At 56.6% G+C, this 13,290-nt stretch carries 13 protein-coding genes; 2 read left to right on the forward strand and 11 right to left on the reverse strand.

What is annotated here, in order from left to right; all coding sequences use genetic code 11:
- Nucleotides 1-23: 23 nt before the first annotated feature.
- The 8 genes from B347_RS0118790 to B347_RS0118825 form a co-directional block, all read right to left on the reverse strand.
- Complete coding sequence (locus B347_RS0118790) at nucleotides 24-278, reverse strand: YkgJ family cysteine cluster protein (protein WP_026014283.1); 255 nt, start codon at nucleotides 276-278, stop codon at nucleotides 24-26.
- 142 nt (nucleotides 279-420) lie between these two features.
- Nucleotides 421-894 (reverse strand): hypothetical protein, encoded by a 474-nt coding sequence (locus B347_RS0118795; RefSeq protein ID WP_026014284.1) that lies wholly within the window; start codon nucleotides 892-894, stop codon nucleotides 421-423.
- Between the two features lie 103 nt (nucleotides 895-997).
- The gene (locus tag B347_RS0118800) at nucleotides 998-2,437 is read right to left on the reverse strand and encodes a PLP-dependent aminotransferase family protein (RefSeq protein WP_019411245.1); all 1,440 of its coding nucleotides are present in this window, start codon (nucleotides 2,435-2,437) and stop codon (nucleotides 998-1,000) included.
- A gap of 174 nt (nucleotides 2,438-2,611) precedes the next feature.
- On the reverse strand, nucleotides 2,612-3,427 hold the full coding sequence (locus tag B347_RS0118805) for an OmpA family protein (protein WP_019411246.1): 816 nt from the start codon (nucleotides 3,425-3,427) through the stop codon (nucleotides 2,612-2,614).
- Nucleotides 3,424-3,780, reverse strand: a complete 357-nt coding sequence (locus B347_RS0118810; RefSeq protein ID WP_019411247.1) for a DUF4398 domain-containing protein — start codon at nucleotides 3,778-3,780, stop codon at nucleotides 3,424-3,426. Before B347_RS0118810 ends, B347_RS0118805 begins: the two co-directional genes overlap by 4 nt.
- A 9-nt stretch (nucleotides 3,781-3,789) precedes the next feature.
- Nucleotides 3,790-4,608, reverse strand: coding sequence for a substrate-binding periplasmic protein (locus tag B347_RS0118815; protein WP_019411248.1), 819 nt, complete (start codon nucleotides 4,606-4,608; stop codon nucleotides 3,790-3,792).
- 140 nt (nucleotides 4,609-4,748) lie between these two features.
- Complete coding sequence (locus tag B347_RS0118820; RefSeq protein WP_019411249.1) at nucleotides 4,749-5,678, reverse strand: electron transfer flavoprotein subunit alpha/FixB family protein; 930 nt, start codon at nucleotides 5,676-5,678, stop codon at nucleotides 4,749-4,751.
- A 2-nt stretch (nucleotides 5,679-5,680) separates the two neighbouring features.
- On the reverse strand, nucleotides 5,681-6,430 hold the full coding sequence (locus B347_RS0118825; RefSeq protein WP_019411250.1) for an electron transfer flavoprotein subunit beta/FixA family protein: 750 nt from the start codon (nucleotides 6,428-6,430) through the stop codon (nucleotides 5,681-5,683).
- 717 nt (nucleotides 6,431-7,147) lie between these two features.
- Here B347_RS0118825 and B347_RS0118830 point away from each other — a divergent pair.
- Nucleotides 7,148-8,812 carry an electron transfer flavoprotein-ubiquinone oxidoreductase gene (locus tag B347_RS0118830; RefSeq protein WP_019411251.1) on the forward strand — a complete coding sequence of 555 codons (1,665 nt, stop codon included), beginning with the start codon at nucleotides 7,148-7,150 and terminating at the stop codon, nucleotides 8,810-8,812.
- 96 nt (nucleotides 8,813-8,908) lie between these two features.
- Here the strand turns inward: B347_RS0118830 and B347_RS0118835 are convergent, their stop codons facing one another.
- Nucleotides 8,909-9,799 carry an AraC family transcriptional regulator gene (locus B347_RS0118835; RefSeq protein WP_026014285.1) on the reverse strand — a complete coding sequence of 297 codons (891 nt, stop codon included), beginning with the start codon at nucleotides 9,797-9,799 and terminating at the stop codon, nucleotides 8,909-8,911.
- A gap of 180 nt (nucleotides 9,800-9,979) precedes the next feature.
- Between B347_RS0118835 and B347_RS0118840 the strand changes: the two genes are divergently transcribed.
- Nucleotides 9,980-11,062 carry an NAD(P)-dependent alcohol dehydrogenase gene (locus B347_RS0118840; protein WP_019411253.1) on the forward strand — a complete coding sequence of 361 codons (1,083 nt, stop codon included), beginning with the start codon at nucleotides 9,980-9,982 and terminating at the stop codon, nucleotides 11,060-11,062.
- Between the two features lie 16 nt (nucleotides 11,063-11,078).
- Here B347_RS0118840 and B347_RS0118845 read toward each other — a convergent pair whose 3' ends face one another.
- Both B347_RS0118845 and B347_RS0118850 read right to left on the reverse strand, forming a co-directional pair.
- Entirely contained in the window at nucleotides 11,079-11,891 is an 813-nt protein-coding gene (locus tag B347_RS0118845; RefSeq protein ID WP_019411254.1) for an IclR family transcriptional regulator, read from the reverse strand.
- A gap of 63 nt (nucleotides 11,892-11,954) precedes the next feature.
- Nucleotides 11,955-13,259 carry an MFS transporter gene (locus tag B347_RS0118850; protein WP_019411255.1) on the reverse strand — a complete coding sequence of 435 codons (1,305 nt, stop codon included), beginning with the start codon at nucleotides 13,257-13,259 and terminating at the stop codon, nucleotides 11,955-11,957.
- Nucleotides 13,260-13,290 lie beyond the last annotated feature (31 nt).

Raw genomic sequence — 13,290 nt, forward strand, 5'->3', positions numbered from 1 at the left:
TCTGTTCTCTGAACACGAATGCACTAAGCCGCCGTCACCTCTTCCCACCAACCAATCAGGTTGATGGCCTCTTGCTGACTGCTGCCGCATACCTCGATGTCAGCCTTGAACGAGCCGCACACGGCGGGACGCTCTGGTTGGCCGAACAAACCACACAAGTAATCGACAGACAGATGCAGGCAGCGTTCCCCTGCAGGTTTGCCATCAGGCATACCAGGGATCGGTGTACTAATGGAGGGGGCTATACAGCAAGCGCCACAGCCTTCACGGCAGTTCATGACGTTAGCTCCTCGTTGGGGGCAAAGTGCGTTGATGACAAGGGATAGTACTCGCTGGAACGGGCGTTTGAAATTGACCATTCAGCAGAATATGCGGTGACTGAACAGTCAGTTTAGAAGTCCGATTTCAGTGATGAGGCACTTATTGTTTGAATTCAAACTCAAGTGCCGCGCCTTCGATTTCCTTCTGCCGCGCTTCGTTGCGCAATTGCAGGCCCATTTCATTGCTGAGCAAGCGCCCATTCAACTGAAAAGGGCTTTCTTCGGCGGGCTTCTCGCCGAACATATTGGGCAGTAACGGCTTGTGCTGAGGCATGGGAATGGTGCCCAGAGGTCGCAACTGCCGCACCATATCGGGCGGCAGGCTCAAATCAAGCTTGGCGGCCGGTAGACGCTTTTGGGCGACTTCATGTGCTGACTTGGATTTTGAGGCGACCGGCGCGCGCTTTAAGGGCGGCTTTTTTTTTGCAGCGGCCGCAGGTTTGGCTGGGGTATGAGCGGTTTGAGACGTCGTCGTAACGGTCTCGGACTGTGATTGATTTGCGGGTGCCGCTACCGCGAAAAACGCAGTTAAAACGCCTACCAACATGAAACCCACACAATATTTCGCTCTCATAACTCCCACAGTCTTGATAGGTCAAGTGCACATGCTCGCCCTTTAGGCACGCTGAGACAAGCCGAATATGACCAAATGGCTATCATGCATATTGCTCAGCCCGTCAATAGAGGTTGGCCGTTTCTTGGCACAGTTGGCTGGCAAGCATGCCTAACGTCATCAAGGCCCGCTCAGCCTCTTTGTTCCAGGGCGTACCGCAGTTCAACCGGATGCAGTGATTGAATTGCTCGGTGTTACTGAAAATAAGCCCCGGTGCGATGCTGATTCCTTGCTGCAACGCGCGTACGTGCAACTCTTGGGTATTGACCCGGCCCGGCAAACTGACCCACAAAATGAAACCGCCACTGGGGCGCGACATTTGTGTGCCTTCTGGGAAATATTGCTGAACCGCCAGTTGAAACGCGCTCAGATTCTTACGGTATTCCTGGCGGATGTAACGTAAATGACGGTCGTATCCACCGTTTTCAAGGTAGGCCGCCACGCCCATTTGCGTCACGCTGCACGCTGAGTGCGTGGTAAACGTTTGCAGGCGCTGGATCTCCTGCTGATATTTCCCGGCAATCATCCAGCCGATTCGCACACCCGGCGACAGCGTTTTGGAAAAGCTGGAGCAATAAATCACCCGGTCCAAACGGTCATAGGCTTTCAAAGCCTTAGTACGACCCACTTCAAACATCAACTCGCCATAGATATCGTCTTCTACCACTTGGATATCGAAGTCAGAAGCTAGGCGCAGCAGTTGTTTTTGTCGTTCTTCTGGCATGGTGCCGCCCAGCGGATTGCTCAGGCGCGTGGTTAGCACCAGTGCCTTGATCGACCATTGATTGGCCGCCAATTGCAGGGCTTCAAGGCTCATGCCGATGGCTGGATCGCTGGGGATCTCGATCACTTTCAACCCCAACAGATCAGCCAATTGCAAAAGGCCGTAATACGCTGGCGATTCAGCTGCGATCAAGTCTCCCGGGCGTGTCAGCACCCGCAGTGACATTTGCAGGGCGTCGACACAACCGTGGGTAATGATCACTTCCGAAGGGTCGACCACCACCCCGGCGTCACGCATGCGAATCGCAACTTGACGCCGCAATGGTTCAAAACCGGGGCTGAACATGTAACTGAAAGCACGCGGGCTGTGGAAGCGTGTGACCTTGGCCAATTGCTGATGCAACGCACGCACCGGCAAGTAATCGACACTGGGGACCGCAGCGCCCAGTGGAAACACGCCTTCGCGACGCGACTCGACCAATACCTGTTGAATGATGCTGCTGCGGGTGACCAACCCTGGGCGCTCAACACGGGCGATGTCCGGTGTGGGAGCCGTCAGGGCCGGGGTCTGATGCACATAATAGCCAGACTGGGGCCGCGCCCGGATCAGACCTTGGTCTTCAAGGTTGGCGTAGGCCTGCAACACCGTCGCGTGGCTCACATTGAGTTGCGAGCTCATCTTGCGCACCGACGGAACACGCTCGCCCGGCTGATACACGCCGCGCCGAATATCCTCAGCCAGTTGCTGAGCAATACGTTGATAAAGCAAAAGGTTGGTCATGGCGCGGCACTCGATGTTCAGGCATTTTTTTTATATGAAGCATTTTTGTGATGAACAATACCGGAACAGTTTAGAAGTGTACGGGCACAGTTACCACTCTTCTGAGCCGTACAGTGCAGAGGCCGGGTTAACTGTATGGGTGAGCGGCAAGCTCGCTCCTAGACGGTGTTGGGCTTAGCGAGCAGCGCCCAGTCGGCCTTTTTCGTCGGAGAACACGATTTCTACCCGGCGATTCTGCGCCCTGCCCCGCTCGGTGGCGTTGACATCAACAGGGTACTGATCGCCGTAACCGGCCACTTGAATGCGTTTTTCGTCGATTCCCAGGTCAGCCAGCATGTCCGCCACGGTCTGAGCACGCGTCAGCGACAGCGCGAGGTTGTCTTCGGTGCCGCCCGTGTTGTCGGTGTAGCCCTCGATCCGCACGATCCGCTTGGGGTTCAATTGCAGAAACTGCACCAGTTTGAGGACTGTGCGGTTAGCCGAGTTTTTCAGGTCCGCTTCGCCGGTATCAAACAACACGTCGCCCAAGGTCATGACCAAACCACGGTCAGTCTGCGTAGTCGCTAGGCTGATGATTTGTTCTTCCAGCCATTTGCCTTGCTGTTGAACGCTCAACAATTTGGCTTCGCGTAAGGCCAGTTGCAGACGCTGACGCTCCAGATCGAGCTTTGCAGCGCGTTCTTCGTTGAGCACTTTCTGAGTGTGTTCGCGGGCAATTTCGCTGTAGCGCTGGCTTAGATAAGCGTAATGCTCCACGTCTTGACCACTGCCCCAGTAGCTGGACAGTCGATCGGCGCGGGCCAACGACTCACCGGCGCGAATCACGTCCTTGGGGGCGATGCGCAGCACATTGCTGTCTTCTTTGACCGCCTGAAAGTCGCTATTGGCTTGCTGCATGGCTAGTTCGTTGGCGTGATGCCCTACGCAACCGGCCAGGCTGATACTACCGAGCAGTACCGCACTGCTGAAAACGCTGGACTTGAGGCTCATTGGGCCTCCGCCAGTTGTTTGCGCAAACGGGTAATGCGGGTATTGAGCACGTTCAATTGTTCCTGGCTTTTTTGTGTCAGTACGCGGGCTTCGGCCAAGCGCGCATCTAGCTCGGCTTGCTCAGCCTGTATGCGGGCATCTTTGTAGGACTCTTCAACCATGTCGGCCTGAGCGCGGGCCAGCTTGTTTTCGGCTTGTTTGAGTTCAGGCATGTCGTCGGCATTCGCGCCTACAGCCTTGGCCTGGTCCAAGGCCCGTTCAGTCAAACGTAATTGTTCATTCGGCGCAGGGTCGGTTGCACAACCCGCCAGAGCCAGAACAGCCAGGGCTGTGAAAAGAGGTCGAATGGTCACTAAAAATTCCTACTGTTTTGGGGCGCTGAGCGGTTGTTGCAGTTGAGTCTTCCACCGCTCCAGATTGCGTTGTAATGCCGCCTCGGCTAGGCCGGAGGCGGGCAATTCTGTCATCTTTTTGGCGAGCTGTCCGCGCAACCACGGCTCATTACAGGCCGAGTCATGGGAGATCGCCAGAAATAGCCCTGGCTGATCAATAGGCTGGGGATGTGCGCGCAAATCATCGGCGATGCCCAGGGTTTGAGCGGTGGCCATCCCGGCATAACGCCCGGCCAAAACGTATTCGACCTGCCCCAGCAACAGTTTCTGTAGCGCTTGAGTCAAGCTGGGCTGGGGCTTGAGGGTTAGCTGGTGCTGAGCAAACGCATCAAAGGGTTCGGTCAAGCGGGCCTTTTCCGAGAGCGCCCCCACATGCCCGTGCAAATCGGCGGGTGTTTCGTAGCTCAACGTCGAATCCTTGCGCGTCCATACTAGGTAGTCGTTGCGCACCAACGGCGGGTGGATATAGTCCAGCGAGGCCAGCCCGGCCAATGTCAGCGGCGCATCCAACAGCATGTCCATACGTCCGGTACGCACTTCGTCCTGCGCCTGGGAGCGTTTGCCGGCATACAGCACGTCAACCTTGATACCGAGTTCCTCGGCAGCCTGACGCAGCAAGTCAGCACTGGCGCCGATCAAGTGCGCCGGATCGGCCGGGTCCCGCCATAGATAAGGAGGTGCATCAGGGCTACCGGTAACGATCAAGCGCTCGCACTTCCCGGCCGCCTCTGACAGCAACGGCAAAAATGCCAACCCTAATAACAACCTGCCTACCTGTCGCACATCCATATCCCTATACCCCGCCTACTCAATTCAAACGCGTAAAAAAGCCCGGTCATTCAGGCTGTAAGGAATGAACAGAACACTAAGTGCCCCGCTCTTTCCTTACAGCCCGGAGAACCGGGCTCTTTATAAGTGAAGCGACTGGATTAAACCAGTTTCTCCAACTCAGGGACTGCTTCGAACAAGTCCGCTACCAGACCGTAATCGGCTACCTGGAAGATTGGAGCTTCTTCGTCCTTGTTGATCGCAACGATCACTTTGGAGTCTTTCATACCGGCCAAGTGCTGAATCGCGCCGGAGATACCGACCGCGATGTACAGTTGTGGTGCAACGATTTTGCCGGTCTGGCCGACCTGCATGTCGTTCGGTACAAAACCTGCGTCGACTGCCGCGCGGGAAGCGCCAACAGCAGCGCCCAGCTTGTCTGCCAGTGCGTACAGGTGCTTGAAGTTGTCACCGTTCTGCATACCACGACCGCCGGAAACGACGATTTTAGCAGCGGTCAGTTCTGGACGGTCCGACTTAGCCAGTTCTTCGCCGACGAACGACGAAGTGCCTGCATCGTGAACCGCTGCAACTGCTTCAACTGCAGCCGAACCACCTTCAGCGGCAACCGGGTCGAAACCGGTAGCACGCACGGTGATCACTTTGACCGGAGCAGTCGACTGCACGGTAGCAATGGCGTTACCGGCGTAGATTGGGCGGGTGAAGGTGTCAGCGCTAACAACCGAGATGATCTCGGAGATCTGGTCAACGTCCAGCTGGGCAGCAACGCGCGGCAGGATGTTTTTGCCGTTCGAGGTGGCGGCAGCCAGGACGTGGCTGTAACCCTTACCCAGCTCAGCGACCAGCGGAGCAACGTTTTCTGGCAGTTGGTGCGCGTAAGCGGCGTTATCGGCCACCAGCACTTTAGCCACACCAGCTATTTTCGCGGCCGCTTCAGCCACAGCGCCAATGCCCTGGCCAGCAACCAGAACGTTGATGTCGCCACCGATTTTGGCAGCGGCGGCTACGGTGTTCAGCGTGGCAGGAGCCAGCGTTTTGCCGTCGTGTTCTGCGATTACCAAGATAGTCATTGTTAGATTACCTTCGCTTCGTTTTTCAGTTTCTCGACCAGTTCAGCCACCGACTTAACCTTGATACCTGCGCTGCGAGCAGCCGGCGCTTCAACTTTCAGGGTTTTGTTGGTCGAGGCAGTCGAAACGCCCAACGCATCTGGCGTCAGCACTTCAAGCGGCTTCTTCTTGGCCTTCATGATGTTTGGCAAAGACGCATAACGCGGCTCGTTCAAACGCAGGTCGGTGGTGACGATGGCCGGCAGGCTCAGCGAAACAGTTTGCGCGCCGCCGTCGACTTCACGGGTCACAGCAACCTTGTCGCCCGCCACTTCAACTTTCGAAGCGAAGGTGCCCTGACCGTAGCCGGTCAGTGCAGCCAGCATTTGGCCAGTTTGGTTGTTGTCGCTGTCGATGGCCTGTTTGCCCAGGATCACCAACTGAGGCTGCTCCTTGTCAACCACAGCCTTGAGCAGCTTGGCCACGGCCAGCGAGGTCAGGTCTTCGGCGGATTCGACGAGAATGGCGCGGTCGGCACCCAGAGCCAGCGCGGTGCGCAGTTGCTCTTGAGCGGTGGTCGGGCCGATGGAGACGACGACGATTTCAGTCGCAACACCTTTCTCTTTCAGGCGTACGGCCTCTTCCACAGCGATTTCGCAGAAGGGGTTCATCGACATCTTGACGTTGGCGAGGTCAACGCCGGAGTTGTCCGCTTTGACGCGTACTTTAACGTTGTAATCGACCACTCGTTTGACAGCTACAAGAACCTTCATGGATTCCTCGTTACTCTCCGGTGAAAAGAAAGTCGCCTAGGCGAACCTGGCGGTTGATGCTCATCAGCATGAGGGTCTGTTGACGTTTCGTTGTGAGTTGCAGCGCTGGGTCAGATTTTGCCAGGCAAGGCACAGGGCGAAGGGAATGGTTGTTCCCTTCTCAAGCCCTGTAACGCAGCCTGGCGAAATTTGACACGCGTTGCGGCCACAACGAAACGTCAACAGACCCTACGGCACCTCCAAAGATCGTTGCAGTGCCCTTCTTATATAAAGAATGACGCGTGCCAAATATTTCCTGTGCGACCGCCTGTCAGGTGTGACTAACAAGTCATCCACCCCAAGGACGTGTAAACTTCGCTCAAAAAATGGCAGGCTCCTACAGGCTTAACCCTGTGCCCTGTCTTTAGAGGTGCTCTTGAAACCAACAATCAGCCTACGGCGAGCGCAAAACCGCCCGTATCTTGACCGGAACACCTTTTGCGGTCAATACAGCAAATCGGCCACATTTAAGCCGCGCGACTTTGATTTGTCTGGCTTACAGCGAATTCAAACAAACGTTTGTATTGGACGCTGCTAGTGGTGTAGATATAATGCGCGCCCATAGAGAGAGCGGCGCCTCATCCATTGAGTCTTCGACAAGCGGTCGAGGAAATAATGGATGAAACGCCAAACCTCCAATTAGAAAAATACCGTTGAGCCTTGAGTAGGAGAGAACCTGTGGAACGCGAATACATGGAATTCGACGTGGTCATCGTCGGCGCCGGCCCTGCCGGTTTGTCCGCCGCCTGCCGTTTGAAGCAGAAGGCCGCCGAAGCCGGTAAAGAAATCAGCGTCTGCGTGGTTGAAAAAGGCTCCGAAGTCGGCGCTCATATTCTCTCCGGCGCGGTGTTCGAACCCCGCGCCCTGAACGAATTATTCCCGGACTGGAAAGAGCTCGGCGCACCGCTCAACACTCCGGTCACTCGTGATGACATTTATGTACTGCGCAGTGACAGCGCTGCGACAAAAGTACCTGACTTTTTTGTGCCTAAAACCATGCACAACGAAGGCAACTACATTATTTCCCTGGGCAACCTGTGCCGCTGGCTGGCACAGCAGGCCGAGAACTTGGGCGTAGAAATCTACCCAGGCTTTGCTGCTCAAGAAGTGCTGTTCGACGAAAACAGCGTAGTCCGCGGGATCATCACCGGTGATCTGGGCGTTGACCGCGAAGGCAATCCAAAAGAAGGCCTGTACACCCCCGGCATGGAACTGCGCGGCAAGTACACCTTGTTCGCCGAAGGCTGCCGCGGCCATTTGGGCAAGCAATTGATCGAACGCTTCAAGCTCGACAGCGACGCTGACAGCCAGCACTACGGCATCGGCCTTAAAGAAATCTGGGAAATCGACCCAGCCAAGCACCAACCCGGCCTGGTCGTTCACACCGCTGGCTGGCCGCTGGATGTGATGGCCAACGAAAACACCGGCGGTTCTTTCCTTTATCACTTGGAAAACAACCAAGTGGTCGTCGGCCTGATCGTCGACCTGTCCTACACCAATACCTTCCTATCGCCGTTCGATGAATTCCAGCGCCTCAAGCACCACCCAGTACTTAAGCAATACTTGGAAGGCGGCAAGCGCATCAGCTACGGCGCCCGCGCCATTTGCAAAGGCGGCCTGAACTCGCTGCCGAAAATGGTCTTTAACGGTGGCGCGCTGATCGGTTGCGACCTAGGCACCCTGAACTTCTCCAAGATCAAAGGCAGCCACACCGCGATGAAGTCCGGCATGCTGGCCGCTGATGCCGTGGCTGACTCGCTGCTCGCAGGCTCCGAAGGCGGCGACGCACTCAATACTTACGTTGAAGCGTTCAAAGGCAGTTGGTTGTTCGATGAACTGTTCGCTAGCCGTAACTTTGGCGCGGCGCTGCACAAGTTTGGTCCTATCGTGGGGGGTGGCTTCAACTGGATTGATCAGAACATCTTCGGCGGCAAACTACCGTTCACCCTACACGACACCAAGCCTGACTACGCCTGCCTGAAGCTGGCCAAAGACAGCAAGAAAATCAACTACCCGAAACCCGACGGTAAACTCAGCTTCGATAAACTCAGCTCGGTGTTCCTCTCCAGCACCAACCACGAGGAAGAGCAGCCGTGCCACCTCAAGCTGCGTGATGCGAGCATTCCGATCAGCGTTAACCTGCCGCTCTACGACGAGCCTGCGCAGCGTTACTGCCCAGCCGGCGTCTATGAAGTGATCACACAGGAAAGCGGCGAGAAGCGTTTCCAGATCAACGCGCAAAACTGTGTGCACTGCAAAACCTGCGACATTAAAGACCCATCGCAGAACATCACCTGGGTGACTCCAGAGGGTGCTGGCGGTCCGACTTACCCGAACATGTAAGTCCATAGGAGCGAGCTTGTCTCGCGATCTTTTGAACGTTTAAAAGATCGCGAGGCCATCGAGCGTCGACCGGCTGCTCCTACAGAGCCCAGGCAATCAGCACACCGAGCTTTCACACCCAGGGCTGCGTTCAAAATAGCGTTTGTACTCGCGACTGAATTGCGAGGTGCTTTGATAACCCACCCGATCCGCCACTTGGGCCACGCCCAGCCCTTCGCTCAATAGCAATTGCTGAGCCCGCAACAGGCGCAGGCGTTTGAGGTACTGCACCGGTGACAACAAGGTGCTGCGCTTGAAATGCTCATGAAAGGTCGACGCACTCATGTTTGCGCAGCGCGCCAAGGTCTCGACATTCAGTGGCTCGGCAAAGTGCTCATGCAAATGATTGAGTGAGGCTGCCACCCGCGCAAACTGCCCTTGTTGCTCAACTAGCGCCCGCAAGACGCTGGCCTGCGGGCCACGCAATGCGGCAAAAAGCACCTCGCGCAGACGCGCACGCCCCATGATTCGGCATTCCAGCGGGTCATGCAGGCAACGCAATAGCCGCTCCACCGACTGCCGCATATCGTCATCCAGCACCGCCGAGGTCATGGACTCCGGGGTTTGCGCAACGCTGCGCTCAGGGTCTAAGCCCATGGCCAGCACCAACTCACCCAACACCGCACGGTCAATACTGATAGCCACGCCCAGCAAGGGGATTTCATCGCAGGCAAAGGTTTCGCACTCAAACGGCACTGACAAGGCTTGCACGAGGTAATGCCCCGCGCCGTATTCCATGGTGCGCGGCCCGAGATAGGCCACCTTACTGCCTTGGGCAATCACCATTAGGCTAGGCTCATAGATCTGCGGCATCCGGGCCACAGCATTACAGGCTGAAACCACCCGCACCTCAGGCATCAAGGTGTGAACAAAGCCCAATTGGGTGGCCAACGGTTTGATAAGTGACACCAACGTGGCGTTCTCATCGCGATGACGCGTCAAAAACATGAAAAAGATTTCGCAGAAGAGATAGACCGCCGCATCTTCGCAGAATTGATCAATAAAGCGACAGTTGCTCCGCGACTCCGGACGAATAGGCATGACAGGCGGAGGAATCGTCATAGTCCTGCAAGGCCCACACGCGCAGAATTGCGCCCTGTTCACTGTTAACGCTACTCGAGGTTCTCCATGTCTAACGTCACTTACAACGCCATCGGTTATGCCGCTCAAACCTCCACCGCGCCTCTTGCGCCGATGAAGTTCAATCGCCGCGCCCCGCGCCCGGACGACGTGGCCATCGAAGTTCTGTACTGCGGCGTTTGCCACTCTGACATCCACCAAGCCCGTAACGAATGGGGCTTCGCGGTTTACCCGGTTATGCCGGGCCACGAAATCGTCGGCAAAGTCACCGCCGTCGGCGATAAGGTCACCAAACACAAGGTCGGCGATCTGGTCGGTGTGGGCTGTATGGTCGATTCATGCCGCGAGTGCTCGGCGTGCAAAGAAGATCTGGAGCAATACTGCCTGGAAGGCTCAACCATGACTTATTGCACGCCAGATCGAGTTGATGGCACTAACACCATGGGCGGCTACTCGGACAGCATCGTGGTCAGCGAGCACTTCGTGATGCGCATCCCTGAAAACCTTGACCCGGCTAGCGCTGCCCCGCTGTTGTGCGCCGGTATCACCACGTATTCGCCACTGCAACACTACGGCGTAGAAGCCGGCGACAAAGTCGGTATTTTGGGCATGGGCGGCCTGGGCCACATGGGCATCAAGTTCGCCAAAGCCATGGGCGCGGAAGTCACGCTGTTCACCCGTTCAGCCTCAAAGGCTGAAGAAGCGTTCAAGCAAGGTGCCGACCACGTGATCGTGTCCACCGACCCCGAACAGATGAAAGCCGCGGCTGATAGCTTCGACTTCTTGCTGGACACCATTCCGGTGCCGCACGACCTGAACCCCTACCTCGAAACCCTGCGTTTCGACGGCGTACACATTCTGGTCGGCCTGATCGAACCGGTCGATCCCGCACTGAATGCCTTTAACCTGGTGTTCAAGCGCCGCGTACTGGCTGGCTCGTTGATCGGCGGCATCGCAGAAACTCAAGAAATGCTCGACTTCAGCGCTGCCAACGGCATCACCTGCGACATCGAAATGCTCGACATCAAAAACATCAACGAAGCCTTTGAGCGCGTGGTCAAAGGCGACGTGAAATACCGCTTTGTGATCGACATGAAAAGCTTAAAAGCAGCTACAAGCGGCAAGCTTTAAGCCGCAAGCTTGAAGCTTATGGCTTGTAGCTTGTAGCTGCTGCGTGGCAGCCCAACTCCGACGATATTTGTTGCGCAGCATGGGTAATGACCGGGATCAACCCGGTCATTTTCTCCAGTGACATGTAAGGCACGGTACTGGCAATGCTGATGGCAGCCACGATTTTGCGGCTGGCATCACGGATGGGCGCCGCTACACAACGGATCGACGGTTCGTTGTCTTCCAGGTCGAATGCATAGCCGCCCGCCACATAGCTGCGCATACGCTGCTCGAACGCTTCCCACGTCACTTCCTCATGATCCGGCCATAGCGGGTTTTTGCCGCCCACAGGATGGCTCTTCTCATACAAACGCCGCCATTCACCCAACGGCGAATCCAGCAACATGGCTTTGCCGATCCCAGTGCGCGCCAACGGCATTCTGTGGCCTACCCGCGAACGCATTTCTGGGCCATTACGCCCAGGATTCTTGTGCAGGTACAGCACTTCATCGCCTTCGCGCACAGCCAAGTGAATGGTGTCACCGGTCAAACCTGACAACTCGTCAAGGTAAGGCCCGGCCAAGGTCACCAGCGGCAGCTCTTCACGGGCCTGAAACCCCAACTCGATCAGTTTCGGCCCCAGCAGGTAGCCCACCTGCGGCAACACTCGCAGGTAACGCTCATCAACCAAGCAACTGGCCAGCCGATGTGTGGTGCTACGTGTGGTACCGATGGCCCGGGAAATATCTTTAAGGTCACGCGCGCCATTGGCCACAGCGTGCACAACGGCCAGCCCGCGCAACAGGGTTTGGGTGCCAGTTGGTGCGGTTTTCACAGAGTCGTCCTGCATAGCCAGCCTTTGCATAGAAGGGAGAGAACCGGGCGGCATTATGGTCGCCCGGCTGTCTGGCGGCTACAGCTCGATGCGCTCAACTTTGCCCACCAGCAAGATGTAGGACAACGCACCCAGCAACGCCAGCACCGAAATGTAGGTGATGGCCGGGGCAAACGAGTCACCGGTGGCCAAAAAGCCAATCACAATCGGCGTGGTGATCGCAGACAAGTTACCGATGAAATTGAACACCCCGCCGGTCAAGCCCAGTAATCGCGCCGGGGCCAGAGTCGACACCAGCGACCATGTGATCGAGGCCAGACCGTTGCCGAAAAACGCCAAGGCCAAAAACGCAATCACCAACGGCGTCGACTCAACAAAGTTGGCGCCAATGATCGAGGTTGAAATCAACAGCCCGCCAATGATCGGCAACTTGCGGGCAAAGCCCACCGAATAGCCGCGACGAATTAGCCAGTCAGAGAAGAACCCGGAGCACAACACGCCGACAAACGCAGCCAGAAATGGCAGCGACGCCAACAGACCGGATTTGATGAAGTCCATGCCACGGTATTTGACCAGATACGTCGGAAACCAAGTCAGGAAGAACCACAACGTCGAGTTCAGGCAGAACTGCCCCAAGTAAATGCCCCACAACTTGCGCTTGCTGAGCACGATACCCAAGTCCAGCCAGTTGAACGGGGCTTTGCGCTTGGCGGTCTGGCTTTGAATATCCACCAGCCCGCCACCTTCGGCGATCAGGTCGATTTCTGCCTGGTTGACGCCTTTGAAGTCACGCGGCTCGCGGTACACCGCGTACCAGATCCCGGCCCAGATAATGCCCACAGCACCGGTGCAGATAAACACCATGTGCCAGCCCCACTGATGTTGCAGCCACGCCAGCACCGGGGTCAGGAACGCCAACCCGACAAATTGCCCGGAGGTGTAAAAACCGATGGCGGTGGCCCGCTCACGCTCAGGGAACCACGTCGTCACTACACGGCTGTTGATCGGATACGCCGGGGCTTCCAGCGCTCCGACCGCCATGCGCAGAACAAACAGCGCAATAAAGCTGGCGGCAAACCCAAGCATTACCGTGGCCACCGACCATAGCAGCAACGCCACGCTGTAGAGAATGCGCGGCGGCACGCGGTCCACCAGCCAACCGCCGGGGATTTGCATGGCTGCGTAGGTCCAGCCGAATGCCGAAAAGATCAGCCCGACGTGAATCGGATCAATCCCCAGATCGCTGGTCAGCGCGGGGGCGGCAATAGATAGGTTGCTGCGGTCCAGGTAGTTGATCACTACGGTGATAAACAGCAGGACCATGATGAAAAAACGCTTGCGACTTGGCGCCACCAAGGACGCAGACGCGACAGTGCTAGTCATGAGACATGCCTCTTTTTTATGGTTATTGAGG

Origin of the sequence: Pseudomonas psychrophila HA-4 (assembly GCF_000282975.1) — a bacterium.
Taxonomy (GTDB): Bacteria; Pseudomonadota; Gammaproteobacteria; order Pseudomonadales; family Pseudomonadaceae; genus Aquipseudomonas; species Aquipseudomonas psychrophila_A.

Bases quoted from the DNA above. Each gene is read 5' to 3' on its own strand.
- B347_RS0118790 (WP_026014283.1), bottom strand. From the start codon at position 278: ATGAACTGCCGTGAAGGCTGTGGCGCTTGCTGTATAGCCCCCTCCATT.
- B347_RS0118795 (WP_026014284.1), bottom strand. From the start codon at position 894: ATGAGAGCGAAATATTGTGTGGGTTTCATGTTGGTAGGCGTTTTAACT.
- B347_RS0118800 (WP_019411245.1), bottom strand. From the start codon at position 2,437: ATGACCAACCTTTTGCTTTATCAACGTATTGCTCAGCAACTGGCTGAG.
- B347_RS0118805 (WP_019411246.1), bottom strand. From the start codon at position 3,427: ATGAGCCTCAAGTCCAGCGTTTTCAGCAGTGCGGTACTGCTCGGTAGT.
- B347_RS0118815 (WP_019411248.1), bottom strand. From the start codon at position 4,608: ATGGATGTGCGACAGGTAGGCAGGTTGTTATTAGGGTTGGCATTTTTG.
- B347_RS0118820 (WP_019411249.1), bottom strand. From the start codon at position 5,678: ATGACTATCTTGGTAATCGCAGAACACGACGGCAAAACGCTGGCTCCT.
- B347_RS0118825 (WP_019411250.1), bottom strand. From the start codon at position 6,430: ATGAAGGTTCTTGTAGCTGTCAAACGAGTGGTCGATTACAACGTTAAA.
- B347_RS0118835 (WP_026014285.1), bottom strand. From the start codon at position 9,799: ATGTTTTTGACGCGTCATCGCGATGAGAACGCCACGTTGGTGTCACTT.
- B347_RS0118840 (WP_019411253.1), top strand. From the start codon at position 9,980: ATGTCTAACGTCACTTACAACGCCATCGGTTATGCCGCTCAAACCTCC.
- B347_RS0118845 (WP_019411254.1), bottom strand. From the start codon at position 11,891: ATGCAGGACGACTCTGTGAAAACCGCACCAACTGGCACCCAAACCCTG.
- B347_RS0118850 (WP_019411255.1), bottom strand. From the start codon at position 13,259: ATGACTAGCACTGTCGCGTCTGCGTCCTTGGTGGCGCCAAGTCGCAAG.